Origin of the sequence: Arthrobacter ulcerisalmonis (assembly GCF_900609065.1) — a bacterium.
GTDB classification, from domain to species: Bacteria; Actinomycetota; Actinomycetes; order Actinomycetales; family Micrococcaceae; genus Arthrobacter; species Arthrobacter ulcerisalmonis.
The window spans coordinates 24054-46540 of sequence record NZ_UXAU01000031.1; the positions used below are offsets into that span (position 1 = coordinate 24054).

The 22487-nt window shown below is 65.2% G+C and carries 21 protein-coding genes and 2 tRNA genes; 15 read left to right on the forward strand and 8 right to left on the reverse strand.

Annotated elements, in window-relative coordinates:
- Positions 1-59 precede the first annotated feature (59 nt).
- The 5 genes from PSET11_RS11055 to PSET11_RS11075 all read right to left on the reverse strand — a co-directional run bounded on the left by PSET11_RS11055 (position 60) and on the right by PSET11_RS11075 (position 4492).
- Complete coding sequence (locus PSET11_RS11055; protein ID WP_124092269.1) at positions 60-1052, reverse strand: sensor histidine kinase; 993 nt, start codon at positions 1050-1052, stop codon at positions 60-62.
- Positions 1045-1719, reverse strand: a complete 675-nt coding sequence (locus PSET11_RS11060) for a response regulator transcription factor (protein WP_124092271.1) — start codon at positions 1717-1719, stop codon at positions 1045-1047. Before PSET11_RS11060 ends, PSET11_RS11055 begins: the two co-directional genes overlap by 8 nt.
- The gene (locus PSET11_RS11065) at positions 1716-2462 is read right to left on the reverse strand and encodes a phosphatase PAP2 family protein (protein ID WP_238989125.1); all 747 of its coding nucleotides are present in this window, start codon (positions 2460-2462) and stop codon (positions 1716-1718) included. The genes PSET11_RS11060 and PSET11_RS11065 overlap by 4 nt, the downstream gene beginning before the upstream one ends.
- A gap of 63 nt (positions 2463-2525) precedes the next feature.
- Complete coding sequence (locus tag PSET11_RS11070) at positions 2526-3308, reverse strand: response regulator (protein ID WP_124092273.1); 783 nt, start codon at positions 3306-3308, stop codon at positions 2526-2528.
- A gap of 2 nt (positions 3309-3310) precedes the next feature.
- Positions 3311-4492, reverse strand: a complete 1182-nt coding sequence (locus PSET11_RS11075; protein ID WP_124092315.1) for a DUF7134 domain-containing protein — start codon at positions 4490-4492, stop codon at positions 3311-3313.
- A gap of 115 nt (positions 4493-4607) precedes the next feature.
- Between PSET11_RS11075 and PSET11_RS11080 the strand changes: the two genes are divergently transcribed.
- Complete coding sequence (locus PSET11_RS11080) at positions 4608-5660, forward strand: 3-isopropylmalate dehydrogenase (RefSeq protein WP_124092275.1); 1053 nt, start codon at positions 4608-4610, stop codon at positions 5658-5660.
- Positions 5661-5764: 104 nt separating this feature from the next.
- Positions 5765-6877, forward strand: coding sequence for a branched-chain amino acid aminotransferase (locus PSET11_RS11085; RefSeq protein ID WP_124092277.1), 1113 nt, complete (start codon positions 5765-5767; stop codon positions 6875-6877).
- A gap of 119 nt (positions 6878-6996) precedes the next feature.
- On the opposite strand, the gene PSET11_RS11090 is transcribed toward PSET11_RS11085, so the two are convergent.
- Positions 6997-7587 carry a hypothetical protein gene (locus PSET11_RS11090; RefSeq protein ID WP_124092279.1) on the reverse strand — a complete coding sequence of 197 codons (591 nt, stop codon included), beginning with the start codon at positions 7585-7587 and terminating at the stop codon, positions 6997-6999.
- A 133-nt stretch (positions 7588-7720) separates the two neighbouring features.
- On the opposite strand from PSET11_RS11090, the gene PSET11_RS11095 reads away from it, so the two are divergent.
- The 8 genes from PSET11_RS11095 to PSET11_RS11130 all read left to right on the forward strand — a co-directional run bounded on the left by PSET11_RS11095 (position 7721) and on the right by PSET11_RS11130 (position 15683).
- A complete protein-coding gene (locus tag PSET11_RS11095; RefSeq protein ID WP_238989127.1) occupies positions 7721-8539 on the forward strand; it encodes an MBL fold metallo-hydrolase in 819 nt (272 codons plus the stop codon).
- 40 nt (positions 8540-8579) lie between these two features.
- Complete coding sequence (locus tag PSET11_RS11100; protein WP_124092281.1) at positions 8580-9356, forward strand: fumarylacetoacetate hydrolase family protein; 777 nt, start codon at positions 8580-8582, stop codon at positions 9354-9356.
- A gap of 64 nt (positions 9357-9420) precedes the next feature.
- Positions 9421-10935, forward strand: coding sequence for a glutamate--tRNA ligase (gene gltX, locus PSET11_RS11105; RefSeq protein WP_124092283.1), 1515 nt, complete (start codon positions 9421-9423; stop codon positions 10933-10935).
- On the forward strand, positions 10935-11711 hold the full coding sequence (locus PSET11_RS11110) for an HAD family hydrolase (protein ID WP_124092285.1): 777 nt from the start codon (positions 10935-10937) through the stop codon (positions 11709-11711). Before gltX ends, PSET11_RS11110 begins: the two co-directional genes overlap by 1 nt.
- A gap of 156 nt (positions 11712-11867) precedes the next feature.
- A tRNA-Gln gene (locus PSET11_RS11115) sits at positions 11868-11939 on the forward strand.
- A 125-nt stretch (positions 11940-12064) separates the two neighbouring features.
- Positions 12065-12140, forward strand: a tRNA-Glu gene (locus PSET11_RS11120).
- Between the two features lie 127 nt (positions 12141-12267).
- Positions 12268-14055, forward strand: coding sequence for a dynamin family protein (locus PSET11_RS11125; protein WP_238989128.1), 1788 nt, complete (start codon positions 12268-12270; stop codon positions 14053-14055).
- Positions 14052-15683, forward strand: coding sequence for a GTPase (locus PSET11_RS11130; RefSeq protein ID WP_124092287.1), 1632 nt, complete (start codon positions 14052-14054; stop codon positions 15681-15683). Before PSET11_RS11125 ends, PSET11_RS11130 begins: the two co-directional genes overlap by 4 nt.
- Here the strand turns inward: PSET11_RS11130 and PSET11_RS11135 are convergent.
- Both PSET11_RS11135 and PSET11_RS11140 read right to left on the reverse strand, forming a co-directional pair.
- On the reverse strand, positions 15658-16194 hold the full coding sequence (locus PSET11_RS11135) for a DUF1697 domain-containing protein (protein WP_124092289.1): 537 nt from the start codon (positions 16192-16194) through the stop codon (positions 15658-15660). The genes PSET11_RS11130 and PSET11_RS11135 overlap by 26 nt on opposite strands.
- A gap of 43 nt (positions 16195-16237) precedes the next feature.
- The gene (locus tag PSET11_RS11140) at positions 16238-16957 is read right to left on the reverse strand and encodes an IclR family transcriptional regulator (protein WP_124092291.1); all 720 of its coding nucleotides are present in this window, start codon (positions 16955-16957) and stop codon (positions 16238-16240) included.
- 113 nt (positions 16958-17070) lie between these two features.
- On the opposite strand from PSET11_RS11140, the gene leuC reads away from it, so the two are divergent.
- The 5 genes from leuC (at position 17071) to PSET11_RS11165 (ending at position 22487) form a co-directional block, all read left to right on the forward strand.
- On the forward strand, positions 17071-18525 hold the full coding sequence (gene leuC / locus PSET11_RS11145; protein WP_124092293.1) for a 3-isopropylmalate dehydratase large subunit: 1455 nt from the start codon (positions 17071-17073) through the stop codon (positions 18523-18525).
- Between the two features lie 8 nt (positions 18526-18533).
- A complete protein-coding gene (gene leuD / locus PSET11_RS11150; RefSeq protein WP_124092295.1) occupies positions 18534-19136 on the forward strand; it encodes a 3-isopropylmalate dehydratase small subunit in 603 nt (200 codons plus the stop codon).
- A 200-nt stretch (positions 19137-19336) separates the two neighbouring features.
- Positions 19337-20662, forward strand: a complete 1326-nt coding sequence (murA, locus tag PSET11_RS11155; protein ID WP_124092298.1) for a UDP-N-acetylglucosamine 1-carboxyvinyltransferase — start codon at positions 19337-19339, stop codon at positions 20660-20662.
- Between the two features lie 5 nt (positions 20663-20667).
- Positions 20668-21438: a lysophospholipid acyltransferase family protein gene (locus PSET11_RS11160; protein ID WP_124092300.1), complete on the forward strand. Its 771-nt coding sequence runs from the start codon at positions 20668-20670 to the stop codon at positions 21436-21438.
- Positions 21435-22487 carry an NAD(P)H-dependent glycerol-3-phosphate dehydrogenase gene (locus tag PSET11_RS11165; RefSeq protein ID WP_124092302.1) on the forward strand — a complete coding sequence of 351 codons (1053 nt, stop codon included), beginning with the start codon at positions 21435-21437 and terminating at the stop codon, positions 22485-22487. Before PSET11_RS11160 ends, PSET11_RS11165 begins: the two co-directional genes overlap by 4 nt.

A 22487-nucleotide genomic window follows, 5' to 3' on the forward strand; every position in this document is an offset into this window, starting at 1 on the left:
TGAAGCCTCGGCGCGTGAGGTCACCAACGGCTCGACGCCGCCGCTGGCGTCGCGCAAAGTCAGGTCGCCAGCGGCAGCACAATCCGCATGCACGTGCCCAGCGGTCCAGTGGAGGCCACGTCGGCCGAGCCGCCGGCGGCAGTGGCAATGTCACGGACCAGGGCCAAACCAATCCCGAAGTTGCGCTGTTCCTGCCCCATTGCAGGACGAGTGGTCCGGGCAAAGCGGTCAAAGATGCGGTGTTTGTCGATGCCTGTGATGCCGGGGCCGGTGTCGGTCACGGTGATGACGACCTGGCCGCTGGTGGCGGTGGCGGTGATGCTGATCAAGCCGCCGGTGGGTGTGTGGGTGAGGGCGTTTTCGGCCAGGCCGAGGATGGCGCGGTGCAGCCGCTGGGGTGCGATCCGCGCGCGGGGGTGTCCGGCAGAAGTGCACTCCACCGAGATCTCCCGGGCGCTGGCCAGCAGCTGAAGGTTGTTCGCGACACCTCCGGCCACGGTGGCGACGTCGGTGGGGTCCGTGGGTGCGGTGTCAGGGGTAGCTGCCGATCCGGCAGCCGCCTCGAGGAGTTCGTTGACGATCAGCGTCAGCTCGGAGGTGTCGCTTCGGATCCTGGCCAACGCCTGGCCTGTTGACGAGTCTGGCGCAGCAAAGCGTTGGGCTAGTTGAATCCGGGCGTCGAGGATTGCCAGCGGCGTGCGCATTTCGTGGCTGGCGTCCTGGACGAAGCGTCGCTGCAGGGCAAGGGCCGCACCGAGGGGCCGAATGGCGCTGCGGGCACTGACCCAGCCAACGCCTCCGGCCAGCAGGATCCCCACCGCACCGGCCACGATCATGGCTTTGATGAGGTCGTCGGTGTCGAGGTAGGCGTAACGGGTGTCGGTTCCGCCAGCCGGTGCCTTCCCCGCCTGGTGAAGCAGGTAGAAGGTAGCCGCGGCCAACAGGCACAGGACGAGGACTGCGCAGGCGGCACTGATCCGGAGCGCAATGCGGAGGGATGCCCGGCGCAGGATCGCCTGGTCACCGGCCGTTGGTTCTGGTGAGTCAGTCACGGGCCGCGCCGATCTGATATCCAACACCGTGCACGGTACGGATGGCGGACTTGGAGATCTTCCGGCGGAGGTGATGGACGTAGGTGTCAATCACGCCAGCCAGTTCACCGTGGCTGTGCGTTGCCCGGAGGAGCTCTTCCCGTGTGTAAACGCGTTCGGGAGCTGCGGCCAGCGTGGCCAACAGCTCACACTCCTTGGCGGTCAAGTCAGCAACGAGGCCGTACAGGGACCGCGCCGTCCTGGTGCCGGGGTTGAGTTCCCAATCCCCAAAGCTGACCGTCCGCGCTTCCTGCTGGTAGCTGCGCGTGAGCGCCCTGAGCCGGGCGGCCAGCTCCAGGGCATCGAACGGCTTGACCATATAGTCGTTGGCGCCCGCGTCCAGTCCGCTGACTTTCGCGTCGATGGCACCCAGCGCGGTGAGGATCAAGATGGGCGTGGCAACGCCTTTGGCTCGCAGCGCGGCAATCAGCGCCACGCCATCCAGCCCCGGCAGGCCGCGATCCACCACCATCACGTCCCAGGTCCGCGACAGGCCGGCATGCAGTCCCGCCCGGCCGTCGACGGCGAGGTGGACGTCATAGTCGGGGGCCAGGAGTTCCTGGATCAGCGGGCCCAGCATCGGATCATCTTCGACCAGGAGAACGGTGGGCCTCTCTGCAGTAGTCACGACTCAATTCTTGCGCGCCGGGGCGCGTTCCGTGCGCTGCGCCGCAGGCGAGGAAGGAGGTCGACGCCGGAAGCGTGGCGGTTCCACAGGCCAGCCATGAGGACGACGGCGGCAATCGTAGCCGGGAAGGCCGCCACGACGTCGAGGGGATAGTGCGCCCCGATGTAGACGCGGGACCACGCAACGATCCCGGCACCCACCAGCCCCGCCCAGAGAAGGGGCTTCGCGGCCCGGGTTCCCTCGGCGATGAAGAAGGCGGCCAGGACCACGGCAACGGCAAGGGAGGTGTGTCCACTGGGAAAGCTGTTGGAGACGGGCTCCGGTACCAAGGGATCAAACAGGAGAGAGGGGTCCGGCCGGACCCTGCCGATGATGAGTTTGAAGAGCTGGCTGGACAGCCAGCCCGTGCAGACCGTGAGGACGAAGACCACTGCTTTGTCGGCGGATCGTCGGACCAGGAGGAGGTAGAGGCCAACGGCAGCCACTATCGCCACTCCTCCCACCGGTCCGAACAACAGGTTGAGGGCGAGCGCCAGCGTGGTCAAGACCGGGTCATGGTGACGGCTGAATCCTTGGTCGACGGCCATTTCGTCGGCGGTCAGGTCCGGCACCGTCCGCGTCAGGAACCCCACGGCAATCACCAGGACAGCGAGTGTCAGGCCAATGCCCAGCCAGTGCCTGGGTGCAGGCAGTCGCGGCAGCCGGAGCGGTCGTTTGGGGCCGGATGTTATTTCGGCAGACACGGGGGAGCCTCTCAGCAGCAGGAATCGTTCTCTTGATTCTTGGCGAGGGGACTTAAGAACCCGTTAAGAAGTGCTTCCCGGTGTGACAATCCCGGTCTCGTAGGCGATCACCACTGCTTGGACCCTGTCCCGCGCGCCAAGCTTGGCCAGAATGTGCCCCACGTGGGTTTTGACCGTGGCTTCGGAGACAAAGAGGCCCGCGGCGATCTCCGGGTTGGACTGGCCTTGGGCGATGAGCTCAAACACCTCGCGCTCGCGGGCCGTGAGGCGCGCGACGGCGGCATCGTGCTCCTGCGCGGCCGGCGCCTGGGCGCGGAGCAGGGGAGCTACGTGGTCCAGGAGCCGACGCGTGGTGGAGGGCGCAATGACTGCGTCGCCACGGTAGACGGTGCGGATGGCCTCGAGCAGCTCCTCTGGGGGTGCGTCCTTGAGGAGGAAACCGCTGGCGCCGGCCTGGATGGCGGCAAGGGCATATTCGTCCAGGTCAAACGTGGTGAGCACCACGATCCGGATGTTGGCGCGCCGGGATCCTGCCGGCGCCGCCAGCGCTCGCTGCATGAGCTGACGGGTGGCTTCGATGCCGTCCATGCCGGGCATCCGGACGTCCATCAGGACCACGTCCGCGCTGACCGCGGCCAGGGCGGCGAGAGCCTCAACGCCGTTACCGGCTTCGGCTACTACTTCGAGGTCCGGCTGGGAGTTGATCAGCATGCCAAAACCGGAGCGGACCAGCCGTTGGTCATCCACCAGGGCAACCTTGATCCGGTTGGTGGAAGCCGAAGCGATTGTGGCATCCGGAACGCCGGCAGAACCCAGGGGCGAAGACTCAGAAGGGGAGGAGGTCATGGTCAGGCTTCCGTGTAGGGGAGGAATGCGGCGACGTGGAAGCCACCGCCGGTGGCCGGTCCTGCGCTCAAGGATCCATCGTAGAGGCTGATGCGTTCCTGCATTCCGCGCAGGCCGTTGCCGAGGCCGTCGGTGGGGTCGGCTGCGGCGCCCCTACCGTCGTCGTGCACGTCGATCTGCAGGCCGCGAGGCTGCCACGCTAGGGATACATGGGCTGTGGCCTGCGGACCGGCGTGTTTAAGGACGTTGGTCAATGATTCCTGCAGTGCCCGGTACGCGGTGAGCTCCGCGCCAGCGGGAAGGTCGCGGCGGGGCGTGCCGTGGTGCTCGGCGGCAAGCTGCAGGCCAGCTGCCCGGAACCCGAGGTACAGGTCGTCCAGGTCTGCCAGCCCCGGCAAGGGCCTGGTGGACGCGCCGTCCTCCTGTCGCAGGACGCCCAGCAGACGGCGCATCTCGGCCAGCGAGCCGCGTGCGGTGGAGGCGACGGTGGCCAGGGTGTCCGTGGCAATGGCGGGGTTGGCGGCGGCAGCGTACCGGGCGCCGTCGGCCTGGGTGATGATGACGGACAGTGAATGGGCCACGATGTCGTGCATTTCGCGGGCAATGTGGGCGCGCTCGTCGGCAGCCGCGAGTGAGCGTTCCTGCTGCTGTTCGGTTTCCAGCCGGCGGGCTCGGTCCGAGAGGGTCTGCAGTTGCAGCCGCCGGACTCGGGTGAGGTCGCCAAGGGTCCAGCTGAACAGAACGAGCATCCAGATCAGCACGGTGTAGACGGCACCGATGGTCAGGCCCAGGACGCCGGTTTCCGCAGTGCCGCTGAAGGATCGGCTGGTCAGCATGACGCCACCCAGCAAGCCCAGGATCAGGACGCTACGGCTGGCCCAGGTGGGTCCGTATGCGGCCGCGGCGTAGATCACCAGTGGCACGGCCACCAGTCCGGCGTTGGGTTCCAGTGCCAACGCCCAGTGCACCAAGCAGGCCAGCACAATGAAAGCCGCGGCATAGACCGGCCGGACCCGCCGCCACGCCAGGGGAATCACCAAGGCCGCAGCAAGGAAAAAGTACCCGGGCCGGTCAGCAAGCAGGTAGACAGGAGCGCACAGCACCAGGATCGGCAGCATCAGGCCCAGGTCCATTTTGAAGGTGTTGTCGCGCATCCAGTTGTATATCTTGTGCCGTCTGTCCACCATGAAACCCTATGCGCCCAGTCACCGCTGCGCCTCATGCCACGGGCTGAGATTGAAGTGTTCAAATAGTGAGACGCCTTGACCACATGCTGGATGACTTGGCTACCCTTAAAGCATGAGCGCATCCTCCATTGATCTGGCAGTTATCCCCGGCGACGGCATTGGCCCCGAGGTTATTGCGGAGGCCCTCAAAGTCCTCGAAAAGGCTGTTGCAGCCGAGGGTGTAGAGCTCAAGCAGACCCACTACAAGCTTGGTGCCGAGCACTGGCTGGCCACCGGCGAGACCCTCCCCGACGAGGTGCTGGCGGACCTGCGCACCCGTGACGCCATCCTGTTCGGTGCGGTGGGAGCTGCCCCCGGCGACACGCGGATTCCGTCCGGCATCATCGAGCGCGAAATGCTGCTCAAACTGAGGTTCAGCCTTGACCACTACGTCAACCTGCGCCCGTCCCGCCTTTATGGCACGGTGGGCAGCCCGCTGGCCAACCCCGGTGTCATCGACTTCATTGTGGTCCGCGAAGGTACCGAAGGTCCTTACGTGGGCAACGGCGGCAGCCTCCGTACCGGCACCATTCACGAGGTGGCCACCGAGGTATCGCTGAACACCGCCCATGGCGTGGAGCGCGTGGTCCGCGATGCGTTCCGTCGCGCCAGCGAGCGGGACCGCAAGCACGTCACCCTGGTGCACAAGCACAACGTCCTGGTCTTTGCCGGCCACCTGTGGCGCCGCACGGTCGAGGCCGTGGCCCAGGAATTCCCGCAGGTCACGCACGACTACCTGCACGTGGACGCCGCCACCATTTTCATGGTCACGGATCCTTCCCGTTTCGACGTGATCGTTACGGACAACCTCTTCGGTGACATCCTCACCGACCTCGCCGCTGCCATCACCGGCGGTATTGGGCTGGCCGCTTCCGGCAACATCAACATGGACCGCACCGCGCCCTCCATGTTCGAACCGGTCCACGGCTCGGCACCGGATATTGCGGGTCAGGGCATAGCAGATCCGACGGCGGCAATCCTGTCCGCGTCGCTCCTGCTCGATCACCTCGGCTTCACCGCCGCGGCCCGCAAGATCGAAGCAGCAGTGGTTGCCGACGTCGAAACCCGCGACGGAAGTGCCCGCTCCACCAGTGCCGTGGGCGACGCCGTGGCCGCCGGCCTGTAGCCTCGCGCCAGAGCTCCAATGTTCGGGCGTAAACTTTCATACGAATCACCAAATGCCGCCCGAGGTTCACTGCTGAACGCTCTGCGGCCGATCGTGGAGGAACCATGACTCAGACTGCCCATGGCGTCGAATTCAGCCAGCAGCTTTCGGCCACCCCGAAGTCCGCTGAGGAACGTACCGCCATCCTGGCAAACCCAGGATTCGGCGACTACTTCACCGACCACACTGCGGTCATCGACTACAGCGTCACCGCTGAAGGCGACGGCGGCTGGCACAACGCCCGGGTGGAGGCCTACGGGCCTATCAGCCTGGACCCGTCTGCCGCTGTCCTGCATTACGGCCAGGAGATTTTCGAAGGCCTCAAGGCCTACCGGCACGCAGACGGCTCGATCTGGACTTTCCGCCCCGATGCCAACGCGAACCGGTTGAACCGCTCGGCCCGTCGGCTGGCTCTCCCGGAACTCCCCGAGGAACTGTTCCTCGAAGCCATCCGGGAACTCGTTGCCGCGGACCAGGAATGGGTTCCCAGCGGTGACGGCGAGGCCCTGTACCTGCGCCCGTTCATGATTGCCACGGAGGCCTTCTTGGGAGTTCGGGCGGCCCGCGAGGTGTCCTTCCGGGTCATCGCGTCCCCGGCCGGTAACTACTTCGGCGGCACGCTTAAGCCCATCTCCATCTGGATCTCCCGCGAATACGCCCGCGCAGGCCGCGGCGGCACGGGAGCTGCGAAGTGCGGTGGCAACTACGCCGCGTCGCTGATCGCCCAGCAGGAGGCAGAGGCCAACGGCTGCAAGCAGGTGCTCTTCCTCGACCAGGCGAACGACAACGCCGTTGAGGAGCTAGGTGGGATGAACCTCTTCTTCGTCATGAAGGACGGTTCCCTGGTCACGCCCGCGCTCAGCGGCACCATCCTGGAAGGCGTCACCCGGATGTCCATCCTGCAGATCGCCAAGGACATGGGCCGCACCGTCACTGAACGCAAGATCACCCTTGACGAGTGGCGCGACGGCGTGGCCTCCGGTGAGATCACCGAAGTCTTCGCGAGCGGCACTGCTGCAGTCATCACGCCCATCGGTGTGCTGCGCGACGCCACCGAATTCATCGGCTCCGAGGACGCCACCCCCGGCGAGACCACCATGGCCATCCGCGAACAGCTCCTGGGCATCCAGACCGGCACCGTGGAAGACCAGCATGGCTGGTTGACCCGGCTGGTCTAACGGCAGGCGCAACACTTCGTGGCGCAACTAAAGGTGCCCACCGGATCCGATCCGGTGGGCACCTTTTGTGTTGTGCTGGGCTCTGCTCTTTGGAGGAGAGTCCCGACGACGGCGGCTGGTCAGCGGCGCGCGGCCTTGCGGGCGGCGTTCTTGAGGGCTTTGCGGGACACTGGCTTGAGTGCCTTCCGTGCGGCTTCTTCGGCCAGTGCGTGGTTGCGGCGGGCATCGATGATGTCGTTCCACAGCGTGGTGGCGAAGACGCCGCCATCCTGCGCGTACACGTCATACGGATAGTCGGCGAAGACGGCCGGCGTGCCGCCGGTGGGCAGCTCGGCACCGTTGGCTTTGGCGACGGCATCGGCCACAGCCCAGGTGCGGGTCAGGTGGCTGACCAGGTTGTCCTGGACAAAGACATTGGCGTCGCTGGACGACGCGGCACGGGCCAACAGATCCGCCAGGTCTTCAGCCACAAACGTTGCCGCGACGCTCTCCGCCGGCTCGGTGCTGGCCGTGAACTCTTCCGTGACGCCGTCAACAGCCACAGCCCAGTCAGAGGTTTCGCGGAAGGTCTTCCAGGTGGGGAACCAGACGATGCTGCCACTGGCGTGGTTGTGGATGTGCAGCAGGCCGCTGTTCTTCTCGGCTGCCGCGTGGTCATGCCCCGCAGTGTCGGCGCTGGCGATGATCTCGGCAAGGGTGGTGATGCTCATGGAGGCGGGGTCCGCTTTCTGCTGGTGTTCGGTAGGTCTTCATGGTGCACAACCTCCGCGGCGGGCGGTTCTATTCCGGTGGGCAGTTCTCATCCAGTGGTAGGGCGTGCGGGTCAGGTGTAAGGATGGGAAGGTGACTTCACCGTTGATCGCCGTGCCCCAGTCGAGCTCCGCCCTGACCCGGTTTATCGTGGCGCCCAACCCCGGGCCCATGACCTTGGACGGAACCAACTCGTATTTGGTGGGGGCGCCCGGCTCGGGCCAGGTGGTGGTAGTGGATCCGGGCCCGCTGGATGAAAACCACCTCCGGGCCTTGGCCACAGCAGGCAAAGTGGCGCTGATCCTAGTGACCCACCGCCATGCCGATCACACCGCTGGCTCGGAACGTCTGCGGGAGCTGACCGGAGCGCCCGTGCGCGCGGCGGATCCAGCCCACTGCCACGGTGGTTCGCCACTGACTGATGGTGAGGTCATCGAGGCCGCGGGCGTTCTGATTAACGTGCTGTCCACCCCTGGCCACACGTCCGATTCGGTCTGCTTCCATCTCCCTGCTGACAATGGCGACAATGCGGGAGCCGGCTCCGTCCTCACGGGCGACACCATTTTGGGCCGCGGCACCACCGTGCTGGATTTCCCGGACGGCACCGTGGGCGACTACCTGGCCAGCCTCGACAGACTGTCGGCACTCGGCCCGGCCAAGGTTCTGCCCGCCCACGGGCCCGCACTGCCCGCACTGACGGACATCGCCGCGGAGTATCGCAAGCATCGGCTGGCCCGGCTGGATCAGGTCCGCGCAGCGCTGCAGCAGCTTGGCCGGGACGCCACCGCAGGTGAGGTGGCTGCAGACGTCTATGCCGACGTCGACCCTTCCGTGCGAGGGGCCGCGGAACTGTCCGTCGCAGCCCAGCTCCAGTACCCCCGCGCTGAGGACCCCCGCAACGGCGGTGCGTAGCGGCACGTCCCGCCGGTGAGCTGACGGTAGGCTTGGATTCATGCGTATTGCAAGGTTTGTTGTCGATTCTGATCCCCTCTATGGCGTTGTCGAAGGCGAGGCGGGGAGCGAGGAAATCACTGTCATCCACGGTGACCCGTTCTTCAATGGCGTGGAGCGCACGTCGGTGCGCCACAAGCTGGAAGACGTGCGGCTGCTCGCGCCCATCATTCCGCGCTCCAAGGTGATTGGCGTAGGCCGAAACTACGCCGATCATGCTGCGGAGTTGGGCAACGAGGTACCGCCCCAGCCGCTGTTGTTCCTCAAGCCGAACACCTCCGTGGTGGGCCCCAACGATCCTGTGGTGCTGCCGGAGTTCTCCGCGGAAGTGTCGTTTGAAGCTGAGCTGTGCGTGGTGATCGGCCGGATCTGCAAGGACGTCCCCGAAGATCGAGTGGATGACGTCATCTTCGGCTACACCTGCGGCAACGACCTCACGGCCCGGGATGTACAGAAGACTGATCTGCAGTGGGCACGCGCCAAAGGTTTCGATACCTCCGCGCCGCTGGGTCCCTGGATCGAAACTGAGTTGGACACCGAAGACCTGCAGATCCAGGGCCGCCTCAACGGCGAACTGCGCCAGGACGGCAACAGCAACCAGATGATCCGCGGCGTCCGGGAATTGGTGTCCATCGTCTCGCAGGCGTTCACGCTCCTGCCCGGCGATGTCATCATGACCGGTACGCCCGCCGGGGTTGGCCTGGTCCAGGCCGGCGACCGGTTCGAAGTGGAGATTGAAGGCATCGGGCGGCTGTCCAACCCGATCGTCAGGCGCTAATCGCAGGCGAAGCATCTGAAGGGCAGCGGGCGGCAGTCACGCAAGCGGTAAAGTTGGAACCACTATGACTACCGCTTTCGTGTCGCCTGCTGCCCCCATCCCGTCTGTCACCGCCGAAACGCCCGTCCGGGTCCGGTTCTGCCCCTCGCCCACCGGCACCCCGCACGTTGGTTTGATCCGTACCGCCCTGTTCAACTGGGCCTACGCGCGCCACACCAAGGGCACGCTGGTGTTCCGGATCGAGGACACGGACGCCGCGCGCGATAGCGAAGAAAGCTACCACCAGCTGCTGGATGCGCTGAAATGGCTGGGCATCACCTGGGATGAGGGCGTTGAAGTGGGCGGGCCGCACGAGCCTTACCGCCAGTCGCAGCGCAGTGAGATTTACCAGGATGTGATTGCGCGGCTCCGTGAGGGTGGCTTCGTCTACGAGTCCTACTCCACGCCGGATGAAATCGAAGCGCGGCACCGCGCGGCCGGCCGGGACCCCAAGCTGGGCTACGACGGCTTTGACCGGGAGCTCAGCGACGAGCAGGTGGCAGCGTTCAAGGCCGAAGGACGCGAGCCGGTGCTTCGCCTCCGGATGTCCGACGACGACATCACCTTCACGGACCTGGTCCGCGGCGAGATTACCTTCCGCGCCGGTTCGGTGCCCGACTTTGCCGTGGTCAGGGCCAATGGTGCGCCGCTGTACACGCTGGTCAACCCGCTGGATGATGCGCTCATGGGTATCACCCACGTGCTCCGCGGCGAAGACCTACTCAGCTCCACGCCGCGGCAGATCGCGCTCTACCGTGCGCTGTATGCGGTTGGCGTGGCCGAGTACATGCCCGAGTTTGGCCACCTGCCGTACGTCATGGGCCAGGGCAACAAGAAGCTTTCCAAACGGGATCCGGAATCGAGCCTGTTCCTGCACCGTGAGCGTGGCTTCATTCCCGAAGGCCTGCTGAACTACCTGTCATTGCTGGGTTGGTCGCTGAGTGCAGACGAGGACATCTTCACCGTTGAGCAGTTGGTGGCGAACTTCGATATCCACGACGTCCTGGGCAACCCGGCGCGCTTCGACCTGAAGAAGGCTGAGGCCATCAACGGCACCCACGTGCGTCTTCTGGCGCCCGAGGACTTCCGCAACAGGCTGGTGCCATACCTGCGGACCGCCGGCCTGGTGGGGGAGGACCTCACTGCCGCGCAGGAGGAAATCCTGACTGCGGCCGCACCCTTGGTGCAGGAGCGGATCACGCTCCTGGGCGAGGCGCCGGAAATGCTCGCCTTCCTGTTCAAGGCCGACGACGCCATTGACGTTGCTGACGACGCCCGGAAGGGATTGCCGGAGAACTTGGCCGAGGTACTTGATGCGGCGATCGCCGCGCTGGAACCGGTTTCGGACTGGCAGGCAGAAAACATTCAGGCCGCGCTCAAGGAAGCGTTGGTTGAGGGCCTCGGCGTGAAGCCTCGCCTCGCCTTCGGTCCGGTCCGGACTGCTGTTTCCGGGCGCAAGATTTCGCCGCCCCTCTTTGAGTCAATGGTGATCCTGGGCAAGGAGTCCTCGCTGGCCCGGATCCGGGCGTTCCGCGGCTGATGACTGACGCGTCAGCGACCGCCGTCCCGGGCCTACATCCCCGGTTCGGGGACATCCAGGGTGTCCTCTTCGATATCGACGACACCTTGGTGGACCTTGAGTACGCTATGACCACCGCTTTGCGTGAGGTCAGCGAGCACCTGATTCCGGGCCTCGACGCAGCTGGGTGGCACGCCGTGGGGAGGGTGTTCACCCACGAGACCTCCCACTACTACGACCGTTACCTTGCCGGTGAGCTCACCTTCAACGATCAGCGGATCCTGCGGGGGCGGGCAGCACTGGGCCGCGTAGGCGTTGAGCTCCCAGAGGGTGAGGAGTTGCAGCGCTGGGTCCAGGCGTATGCGGAGGTCCAGCACGGGCACGTCACGGCGTTTGCCGACGTGGCGCCGCTCTTGGACGCCCTGGACGCTGCCGGGCTTCCTTACGGCGCCGTGAGCAACAATGTCCACGATTATCAGCGGGCCAAGTTGAACAAGGCAGACCTGCAAAGGATCACCCATCTGGTGGGCACAGACACGGTGGGTGCGGCCAAGCCGGAGCCAGCCATTTACCTGGAGGGCGTGCGGTTGTTGGGCACCTCCCCCGAGCGGACGCTCTACGTTGGGGATAATCGGCTCCTCGACGCCGAGGGAGCCACCGACGCTGGCTTGGTCGGGGTCTGGCTGGACAGGGGCGCCGCCCTGGACGGTGATTTTACGGGGCTTCGGATCGCCGGTCTTGGCGAGTTGCTTCGTCCTTTGGCGACGGCGAACAAAGGGTCTCAAGGGCGGGGCTGATGGCATGGCGGGGCGGCGGCGGTGGCGGATTCGCAACCAAAACTTGCCCCGCCAGCGCCGATTTGTGAACCGGCCATTCCTCCGGTAAAGTAATTTCTCGTGCTGAGGCGCCGGGGACGTGGAACTTGTTCCACAGAACGGCCGCAGAAAGCGCTTTGGGATATGGTGTAATTGGCAACACATCGGTTTCTGGTACCGACATTCTAGGTTCGAGTCCTGGTATCCCAGCTCTGAATGACAGCAAATTCTTGCCTGATTTCGGGTGTTTCACGTTGATATTCTCAGCTTGAAACAAAAGCTTGGCCTGTGTAATACTGACTGAGCTTGTTTGGCGGAAACGCCGAAAAAGTACTGGCCCCATCGTATAGCGGCCTAGTACGCTGCCCTCTCACGGCGGTAACGCGGGTTCGAATCCCGCTGGGGTCACCATTGAAAAGGTCCTGGACAAATGTCCGGGACCTTTTCGCATACCTGGCACGTCTCTGATGTTCCCGTGCAGGTCCAGGCCTCCGCTCCGTATCCGCCCGATAAGCGCCAGCGGTGACATGATGGGCCCATGATGAGTCCGATCAACCAGGCAGGACAGGGCAACCGTCGCGGCCAAGGCGAGGGAACCGGACAGGGCGCGATTGCCGTGCTGGAAGACGTGCGCTCAGAGCTCTCGACCTTGGTGCTGCCGCTGGACGTTCCCGGTGCCCAGCAGGCCCGCACCAACGCCCGCCAGGTCCTGGCCCAACTGGACGACTACATTCTGCCGCGGTACCGGAGCCTCGACGCTCCGCTGCTTGCTGTGGTGGGTGGATCCACGGGTGCGGGCAAGTCCACGCTGGTCAACGCACTGGTTGGCTTCCCAGTGACGCGGGCCGGCGCCATCCGCCCCACCACCCGGCAACCCATTCTGGTGCACCACCCGGAAGATGCACATTGGTTTTCGGACCAGCGCGTGCTCCCGGGGTTGGGCCGGATCAAGGGAACGGTGTCTGCAACCGCTCTCCCGTCGAATCGAGCGGGGGTTGCTCCAGACGCGGACCGCGTGTCATCTCTGGTGCTGGTGGGACATCCGGAAGTTCCGCAGGGAATTGCCCTCCTGGACGCGCCGGACGTCGATTCAATTTCCGATGACAACAGAGCCCTGGCTGGCCAGCTGCTTGCGGCTGCGGACTTGTGGGTTTTTGTCACCACCGCGAATCGCTACGCAGATGCCGTTCCCTGGCAGCTTTTGTTGGACGCCGCGAGCCGGGACATCACCGTTGCCATCGTGCTGGACAGGGTTCCCGTTGAGGTCCAGGACGAGGTGGCGCAGGATCTCACCGCCCTCTTGCAACGGCAGGGTTTGGGCAGCGCCAGGCTCTTTGTGGTCAACGAAGAACCCCTCGACGCTGTAGGCATGCTCCCGGCGTCAGCTGTGGCGCCCCTCCAGGAGTGGCTGCACGAACTGGCCGCAGACACGGCACGCCGGACTGACATCGCCCGGCGGACGCTGGCAGGTGCCGTCCGGGCCATGTCCGGCACCGTTGAGTCGTTGGCGGCGGCGGCCACCGGGCAGGCCGCCGCCACGAAGACTCTCCAGGCCGCCGCGATCGATGCCCACCAGGCCGCCGTGGACACCATCATCGACTCGACAAAAGATGGTGCGCTGCTGCGCGGTGAAGTGTTGGCCAGGTGGCAGGACTTTGTGGGCACTGGCGAGTTCTTCCGCGCGCTTGAACAAAACGTCGGCCGGCTCCGTGACCGCATCGGCGCCTTCTTCCGCGGCCAGCCACCGCCGGCAGTGCGCGTGGAAACGGCCATCGAGACCGGACTGCAGGCGGTCATTGTGGCGGCGGCAGGTACGGCTGCTGAGACAACCGATCGGCGCTGGCGCACTGACGCCGCTGGGCGGCACCTGCTGGGACTTGACGATCTCTCCGGCGCCAGCCCGGACTTCGCAGACCGGGCAGCAGCCGAAATCCGTGCCTGGCAGGCCAGTCTGATGGAACTCATCCAGACGGAGGGCGCGGGCAAGAGATCGCAGGCCAGGTGGCTGTCTATCGGCATCAACGGCCTGGGCGCCGCCCTGATGATCGTGGTCTTTTCCATGACGGCTGGACTCAGCGGACTTGAGGTGGGCGTCGCAGGAGGGACCGCCGTCGTCGGCCAAAAGCTGTTGGAGGCCGTCTTCGGTGAGGATGCCGTGCGGCGGATGGCGCAACACGCCCGGGAGGACCTGCACCTTCGCTGCCAGCAGCTCCTGGGGGCGGAGCAGCAGCGTTTCCTTCTGCGGCTTCCCGATCAAGCCGCATCGGCCGGTGAGCGGCTGGCGGCCCACGCCCGGGCACTTGGGGCGATGGGCGGTACGGCGTGAGCAGGCACAGCGCCCAACGTGACGCGTCCCGTTTACAAGATCGCTTGGAGGCGCTCAACGAGGCCCGCGAACTCGCAGGCGGAGTGCTGCCTGAGGAGGTCCTTGACGCCGTTGAGGACGTCCTGGAACGTGCCACTGCCCGGCGGTCGCTGTCGGCAGAGCACACGGTGGTCGGATTCTTCGGTGCCACGGGCAGCGGAAAGTCGTCCCTGTTCAACGCGGTCCTGGGGCAAGACACTGCCACGGTGGCCGCGCGTCGGCCCACCACGTCCCAGCCGCTCGCCAGCCTCTGGAAAGGTGAGGGCAGCGGAGAACTTCTGGACTGGCTCGAGGTGGATCAGCGCCATCCATCAGGTCCCGTGCACGGGCTTGCTGATGCCGGCAGCGGACTCATCCTCCTGGACCTGCCGGACGTCGACTCCACAAGCACCGCCAACCGGGAGATCGTTCAACGCCTTGCAGGCATGGTGGACGTGCTGGTCTGGGTCCTCGATCCACAAAAGTACGCTGACAACGCTGTTCACAGTGGATTCCTGGCACCCATGTCTGCCCACGGCGCCGTCACCCTGGTGGTGCTGAACCAGATGGACCGGCTGGCCACGGCAGACGCACCGGCCGTGCTGGAATCCCTGCGCGCCATCCTTGCTGCCGAAGGATTGGGCCGGGTGCCGGTGCTGCCGGCGTCGGCGGTATCGGGTGCTGGCGTGGCTGAGCTCCGGTCGGCGATCAGCGGCGTGGTGGTACGCCGTGAAGCCCTGTCGCAGCGGCTGGCCGCCGATGTGCAGGCGTCGGCACAGGCACTCGCGGCGGCGTCGGGGAGCGGGAGCCCAGCGGGTGTCCAGGCCGGAGCGGCGCAGCGACTCGCCCGCGAACTGTCGACGGCGGCAAACGTTCCCGTGGTGGTGGCGGCAGTGGAGCGGTCGTACCGGCTGGAGGCTGCACGCCGGACGGGCTGGCCGGTCACCAGGTGGTTGGGCAGATTCCGCGTTGACCCGCTTAGGCGGCTCAACCTCCGCCGGGACCCGGCGCAGGCGCACGTAAACCGCACGTCGCTGCCACCCGCCGCCGCACCGCAACGGGCCAGGACCGATTCGGCTGTGCGGGCCTTCGCGGATGATGCCAGTGCTGGTGCACCAGGACCGTGGCGGGCGGCAATCCGCGACGCCGCGCGTGCGGGCCGCGAACAGTTACCCAACGCAGTGGACCAGGCGATCGCCGGCACCGACCTGCAGGCCAACAAGGGCTCCTGGTGGTGGAGCGCCGTCAACGTGGTGCAGTGGCTGGCTCTGGTGGTAGGCCTTGCCGGCGCTGGCTGGTTGGGCGTTCTGGCAGGCCTAGGATATCTCCAATTGCCCGTCCCGGCGGTGCCGCGCGTTGAAGGCTGGCCGCTGCCCACCCTGATGATCCTGGGCGGAGTCTTGCTGGGCGTCCTGCTGGCAATCGCGGGCGGCGTGGTCAGCGCTGCCGCCGCCAGGCTTCGCGGCCGGAACGCACGACGACGGCTGGACCATGCGGTGGACGCCGTGGCCGGGCGGTTGGTGGTTGAGCCAGTCCGGGATGAGGTGCTACGGTGCGAAGCGTTCGCGAAGGCGGTCCGCAAAGCTACGGGTGCGGGGCCGCATCCCTGACCTTGATTAAGGTGCGCAGGTTCCGCGTTGTGGTGGTGGACTTGTAGCGGGCCTTGGCCGTGAGCTTGCTGAACGGGCTGTCCAATGTGCCACCTTTAGGCGCCAACCAGGCGAGGGCGTCGCTGCCCAGTGTGGTGAGCTCGGTGCCGTCCTGCTCAGTTCCGGCCTCAAGGAGTTCCCTCAGCGGTGCTGGATCGGAGGATAGCGTGATGTAGGTATGGGTGGCGGCATCGTCAGAAGGGTACGGGCAGGCCTCGACGAGTTCGGCCACCCGCTGTGCCGTGAGAACCACCACCCAGGCGTCGTAGCCGAAGTTCGACCGCAGGCACTTTTCCACCAGGTCCTTGACCGCTTTGGCACTTTTGTTGCTGGTGAGCACCACGTTGCCGCTGGCCAGGAGGGTCTTGACGGAGCCGAATCCAGTGGCATCCAGGGCAGCGGTCAACTCGGCCATTTTGATGGTTATCCCGCCCACGTTGACGCCTCGGAGGAAGACCGCGTAGCTGCTCATAGCCCCAGCCTACGCCTGGGGTCCAGGTAGAAGGGGAGAGGCGTCAGTCGTTTGTTTTGCGCAGTGCCTCGGTGAGGACGCGTGCTGCATTGCAGACCACCTCGGCGTGCAGGCGTCCGGGCTGGCGGGTGAGGCGTTCGATGGGACCGGAGATCGAGACGGCTGCAATCACGCGACCGGACGGTCCGCGCACCGGTGCCGAGACTGAGGCAACCCCCGGCTCGCGCTCGCCGAGGCTCTGGCCCCAGCCCCGCCGTCGTACGCCTGCCAGTACGGTGGGCGTAAAACGAGCCGATTGCAGGCCTTCCAGGAGGCGATCGTGGTCCTCCCACGCCAGCAGGACCTGGGCCGCGGAGCCTGCCTTCATGGACAGCTGGGTCCCTACGGGAATGGTGTCGCGGAGCCCGATGGGTCGTTCGGCGGAGGCCACACAGACCCGCCAATCACCCTGCCGGCGGAAGATCTGCGCACTTTCGCCAGTGGCGTCCCGCAACTGCATCAGGACGGGGCCGGCAGAGGCGATCAGCCGGTCTTCGCCGGCTGCCGAGGCGAGCTCTACCAGCCGGCTGCCCAGTACGAATCGGCCCTGGATGTCCCGGCTCACCAGGCGGTGGTGTACCAGTGCCAGGGCAAGCCGATGCACGGTGGGGCGAGCCAAGCCGGTTGCTGCTACCAGCTGCGCCAGGGTGGTGGGCCCGGCCTCCAAAGCATCGAGCACATGGGCCGCTTTATCAATGACGCCGACTCCACTAGAATTGTCCATGTAATGATATTGCCGTCTCATTATCTGAGATGCAAATCTTTCGGCTGGCGTTGCACAGAGCCAGCCTGATTCAGTTGAGACCATCAGTCAATCAGCAGTGAAGGGAGTTGGCCATGGCAAAGACATTGGCCGAGAAAGTTTGGGATGCGCACGTGGTGCGCAAGGGCGATGGCGAAGGAGCCAATGCCCAGCCCGACCTTCTCTTCATCGACCTTCACCTGGTCCACGAGGTCACGTCACCGCAGGCCTTCGAGGGCTTGCGGTTGGCTGGCAGGCCGCTGCGCCGCCCGGACCTGACCATCGCCACGGAGGATCACAACACTCCGACGCTGGACATCGACAAGCCTATTGCGGATCTGACCAGTCGGACCCAGATCCAGACGCTGCGGAACAACTGCGCGGAGTTCGGCGTGCGCCTCCACAGCCTGGGCGACGCCGAACAAGGCATCGTGCATGTGGTGGGGCCGCAGCTGGGACTCACCCAGCCGGGCATGACGGTGGTCTGCGGTGACTCGCATACGTCCACGCACGGCGCCTTCGGTGCGCTGGCCATGGGGATTGGCACCTCCGAGGTGGAGCACGTCATGGCTACCCAGACGCTGTCTCTCAAGCCCTTCAAGACCATGGCCATTAACGTCGAAGGGACGCTGCGCCCCGGCGTCACGGCCAAGGACATCATCCTGGCCGTCATCGCCAAGATTGGAACCGGCGGCGGCCAGGGCTATGTCCTGGAGTACCGCGGCTCGGCCATCCGCGCCCTGTCCATGGACGCCCGAATGACCATCTGCAACATGTCCATTGAGGCCGGCGCCCGTGCCGGCATGGTGGCGCCAGACGCAACGACGTACGAGTTCATGCAGGGCCGCCCGCACGCTCCCGAAGGAGCGGACTGGGATGCCGCCGTCGAATACTGGAACACGCTGAACACCGACGACGGTGCCACCTTCGATGCGCAGGTGGACCTCGACGCCGACGCGCTGGAGCCGTTTGTCACCTGGGGTACGAACCCCGGCCAGGGCGTCTCGCTTTCCCAGCCGGTCCCGAACCCGGAGGATTTTGGCGACGAGAACGCCAAGGCCGCCGCAGAGCGCGCCCTGCAGTACATGGGCCTCACCGCGGGCACCCCCATGAAGGAAATCCGGGTGGATACCGTCTTCCTGGGCTCTTGCACCAACTCCCGGATGGAGGATCTCCGGGCTGCCGCGGACATCATCCGGGGCCGAACCAAAGACCCGCAGATCCGCATGCTGGTGGTCCCCGGTTCGGCTCGGGTCCGTCTCGAAGCCGAAGCCGAAGGCCTGGACAAGGTCTTCAAGGACTTCGGTGCAGAGTGGCGGTTTGCCGGCTGCTCCATGTGCCTGGGCATGAACCCGGACCAGCTGGAAGTGGGGGAGCGTTGCGCTTCCACCTCCAACCGCAACTTCGAAGGCCGGCAGGGTAAGGGCGGCAGGACCCACCTGGTCTCGCCCGTCGTCGCTGCAGCCACCGCGATCCGTGGGACGCTCAGCTCGCCATCAGACCTGGAACCCGCAGCCGAGCCCGCCGCTGCCGGCACCGACGCAGCGTAGGAGACATCATGGAAAAGTTCACTAAGCACACAGGCGTCGGCGTCCCACTGCGACAGAGCAACGTCGACACCGACCAGATCATCCCGGCCGTGTACCTGAAACGCATCACCCGGACCGGCTTCGAGGACGCGCTGTTCTCCGGCTGGCGGAAAGACCCTGCGTTCATTTTGAACCAGGAACCGTTTAACGCTGGCTCGGTCCTGGTGGCCGGACCGGACTTTGGGACCGGGTCCTCACGCGAACACGCCGTGTGGGCGCTCAAGGACTACGGCTTCAAGGCAGTGCTTTCTTCCCGCTTCGCAGATATCTTCCGGGGTAACTCTGGCAAGCAGGGATTGGTTGCTGCCGAATTGGAGCAGGACGACATCGAGCTGATCTGGAAGGAATTGGAGAATGCTCCGGGGACCAAGGTCACGGTGGACCTCGAGTCCAAGACCGTGGTCTGCGGGAACATTGTGGCGCCGTTCCAGATCGACGATTACACCCGGTGGCGCCTGATCGAAGGGCTCGACGACATTGGCCTCACCCTGCAGCATGAGGGCGACATTACCGCGTTTGAGGCCACCCGGCCTTCCTTCATGCCAAAGACGCTGCCCGCTCGGCTTTCCTGAGCGGCTACCCGATTGATCCTGCTGTGGCCCCGTCCTGACTCAGGACGGGGCCACAGGTTTCAGGGCCTGAGCCGCAGCGGTTTGCTTGCGACCACGATCTGTTCGGAGCCTGCTTATTTCGGTTCGGTAACGTGACCTCTTATGCTTGGATGAAGCCTTTGGAAGGACTTGGAGGCGCGCAATCGTAAGGAAACCGGTAGATGAGTAGTGTTCTGACAATCCGTGGCGGAGTTCCGTTGACTGGTCGCGTCAGCGTCCGGGGGGCAAAAAACCTCGTCCCCAAGGCTATGGTGGCGGCGTTGCTGGGCAACGAGGCGTCCGTTCTCCGGAATGTTCCCGAGATCAAAGACGTCGAAGTTGTCACCTCGTTGCTGCAGTTGCACGGGGTCACGGTGGACAAGGATCCCGTCACGGGAGACCTGACCCTGGATCCCACCGGAGCGCGGACCGCGCCAAGCACCGCCATTGACGCGCATGCTGGCGATTCCCGGATCCCTATCCTGCTCTGCGGGCCCCTCATCCACGCGATCGGTGAGGCCTTCATTCCCGACCTGGGCGGCTGCAAAATCGGCGACCGGCCCATTGACTACCACCTGGACGTCCTCCGGCAGTTCGGCGCCGTCGTCGAGAAGCGCCCCGGCGGAATCCATATTTCAGCACCCAAGGGCCTCAAAGGCACCAAAATTTCCCTGCCGTACCCCTCCGTGGGCGCCACCGAGCAGGTCTTGCTGAGCGCTACCCGCGCCGACGGAATCACCGAACTGGCCGGCGCCGCCACCGAGCCGGAAATCATTGACCTGATCGCCGTGCTGCAAAAAATGGGTGCCATCATCAGCGTCCAGACAGACCGGACCATCCGGATCGAGGGCGTCCGCGACCTTGGCGGCTACAACCACCGCGCACTTTCGGACCGCAACGAATCGGCGTCGTGGGCGTCTGCTGCCCTGGTAACGCGCGGTGACATCTTCGTCGAAGGCGCGTCACAGCGGGACATGATGACCTTCCTGAACACCTACCGCAAGGTAGGCGGCGGAATGGACATCGGTGAAGACGGCATCCGTTTCTACCACCGCGGCGGAAAACTCAACCCGCTGGTCCTCGAGACAGACGTGCACCCCGGCTTCATGACCGACTGGCAGCAGCCCCTCGTGGTGGCACTCACCCAGGCCGAGGGCGTCTCGATCGTGCACGAAACGGTCTACGAAAACCGCTTTGGCTTTACCGAAGCGTTGATCCGCATGGGGGCAAGCATCCAGGTCCACCGCGAATGCCTGGGGAGTGTGCCCTGCCGCTTTGGCCAACGGAACTTCCTGCACTCGGCCGTCATTTCCGGGCCCACGCAACTCACAGGGACGGACATTGACATCCCGGATCTTCGGGGTGGATTCAGCCACCTGATTGCTGCCCTTGCGGCCAACGGAACGTCCCGCGTGACGGGCATCGACATCATCAACCGCGGGTACGAACGCTTCACTGAAAAGCTTGCCGGCCTGGGCGCAGACTTCGACATCACCAGCACGGACTAGTCCAGATGAAGGAATCGGCCAAGAGCCGAACAACGTTTGTTGTCATTGCGGCAATCGCCCGAACCGCCTTGAACCTGGCCATGAACCGGCAATGGTCAGGCCTGGAAAAACTACCCAGCGGTGGTTTTATCGCGGCGCCCAATCACTGTACGGAAATTGACCCGCTGGTGGTGGGGCACATGTTCTACAACCAGAAGCGGGCGCCGCATTTCCTGGCCAAGGCAGGACTGTTCAAGGTGCCCGTGGTGGGCTGGGTACTCCACGCCACCCAGCAGATCCCGGTGGAACGCTCCACGGCCGGCGCCAACCGGTCCCTCCAGTTGGCCCAGGAGATTGTGGGCAAGGGCGGTGCCATCATCATCTATCCCGAGGGTACGTTGACGCGGGACCCCGACCTGTGGCCCATGAAGGGCCACACGGGTGCAGCCAGGCTGGCACTGGAAGGTGGAATCCCGGTGGTTCCCGTTGCTCACTGGGGAGCCCATGAGGTCTTTCCCCGCTATGGAAAGAGATTCCATCTGTTTCCCCGCAAGACCGCCCGGGTGGTTGTGGGTGAGCCGGTGGACCTCAGCGCCTTCGAGGGGCGCCCGTTGGACAAGGCCACACTGACCGGAGCCACGGAGGCCATCATGGACGCGATCACGCATCTCCTGGCAGAGTTGCGTGCAGAAGTGCCACCCGTTGAACGGTGGGATCCAGCCAAACAGCAGCAAAGTACGCACGGCCGCTTCGTAGAGCGCGGGCAGCAGCCGGAAGGCGGAACGGAAACACCGTGACACACGAACTGACCCGCAGCGGTTCCGCCCGTTCGGTCGCTGTGCTCGGTGCAGGTTCCTGGGGCACCACTTTCGCCAAGATCCTGGCTGACGCTGCCACGGCGGGAGACCAACCACGAGCCATCCGGATCTGGGGCAGGCGCCCCGGTGTGGTCGAAGAGATCAACACCTTGCACCGCAACACCCAGTACCTTAAAGACACGGTGCTGCCCCAGAGTATCTCCGCCTCGACTGACGTGGCGGCGGTGCTGACAGGCGCGGACCTGGTGATCCTGGCCGTCCCCGCGCAGTCCCTGCGCCTGCAGCTGCGCGAGTGGAAGGACCTGGTTGCCCAGGATGCGGTGGTGGTTTCGCTGATGAAGGGCCTTGAGCTCAACACCGATGCCAGGATGAGCCAGGTCATCAGTGAAGAGCTGGGGATTCCTGACGAACGCATTGCCGTGGTCTCTGGGCCAAACCTTGCCATGGAGATCGCCCGCCAGGAGCCGACTGCCTCTGTGGTTGCTTGCGCGGATTCCGCCGTTGCAGGGTGGATTGCCCGCAGCTGCACCGCTCCTTACTTCCGGCCGTACACCACCGCGGACGTGGTGGGAGTTGAAATTGGCGGCATTGTCAAGAACGTCATTGCTTTGGCCGTGGGTATCTGTGAGGGCAAGCAAATGGGGGATAACACCAAGGCCTCCGTGATTACCCGGGGACTCGCCGAAACCTCCCGACTGGCGTTGGCCCTGGGCGGTGAGGCCCAGACCATGGCTGGCCTGGCCGGGCTGGGCGATCTGGTGGCCACCTGTTCCTCACCGCTGTCCCGCAACCACACGGCGGGCCGGCTGCTCGGCGAGGGGTTGACCCTCGAAGAAGTGGGCCAGACCATGACCCAAACTGCCGAGGGCATCAAATCCGGCCAGGCGGTCCATCAACTGGCCAAAAAACTGGACGTTGAGATGCCCATTACTGCCGCCGTCGTTGCGGTGTTGGCGGGCAAGATTTCCGTAGACCAACTGGGTCCGCTGCTGCTGGCCCGGGATCTTAAACCTGAAGGCGATTACTGA

Coding starts and splice junctions, on each gene's coding strand:
- PSET11_RS11070 (WP_124092273.1), bottom strand. CDS start 3,308: ATGACCTCCTCCCCTTCTGAGTCTTCGCCCCTGGGTTCTGCCGGCGTT.
- PSET11_RS11080 (WP_124092275.1), top strand. CDS start 4,608: ATGAGCGCATCCTCCATTGATCTGGCAGTTATCCCCGGCGACGGCATT.
- PSET11_RS11085 (WP_124092277.1), top strand. CDS start 5,765: ATGACTCAGACTGCCCATGGCGTCGAATTCAGCCAGCAGCTTTCGGCC.
- PSET11_RS11090 (WP_124092279.1), bottom strand. CDS start 7,587: ATGAGCATCACCACCCTTGCCGAGATCATCGCCAGCGCCGACACTGCG.
- PSET11_RS11100 (WP_124092281.1), top strand. CDS start 8,580: ATGCGTATTGCAAGGTTTGTTGTCGATTCTGATCCCCTCTATGGCGTT.
- gltX (WP_124092283.1), top strand. CDS start 9,421: ATGACTACCGCTTTCGTGTCGCCTGCTGCCCCCATCCCGTCTGTCACC.
- PSET11_RS11110 (WP_124092285.1), top strand. CDS start 10,935: ATGACTGACGCGTCAGCGACCGCCGTCCCGGGCCTACATCCCCGGTTC.
- PSET11_RS11125 (WP_238989128.1), top strand. CDS start 12,268: ATGATGAGTCCGATCAACCAGGCAGGACAGGGCAACCGTCGCGGCCAA.
- PSET11_RS11135 (WP_124092289.1), bottom strand. CDS start 16,194: ATGAGCAGCTACGCGGTCTTCCTCCGAGGCGTCAACGTGGGCGGGATA.
- PSET11_RS11140 (WP_124092291.1), bottom strand. CDS start 16,957: ATGGACAATTCTAGTGGAGTCGGCGTCATTGATAAAGCGGCCCATGTG.
- leuC (WP_124092293.1), top strand. CDS start 17,071: ATGGCAAAGACATTGGCCGAGAAAGTTTGGGATGCGCACGTGGTGCGC.
- leuD (WP_124092295.1), top strand. CDS start 18,534: ATGGAAAAGTTCACTAAGCACACAGGCGTCGGCGTCCCACTGCGACAG.
- murA (WP_124092298.1), top strand. CDS start 19,337: ATGAGTAGTGTTCTGACAATCCGTGGCGGAGTTCCGTTGACTGGTCGC.
- PSET11_RS11160 (WP_124092300.1), top strand. CDS start 20,668: ATGAAGGAATCGGCCAAGAGCCGAACAACGTTTGTTGTCATTGCGGCA.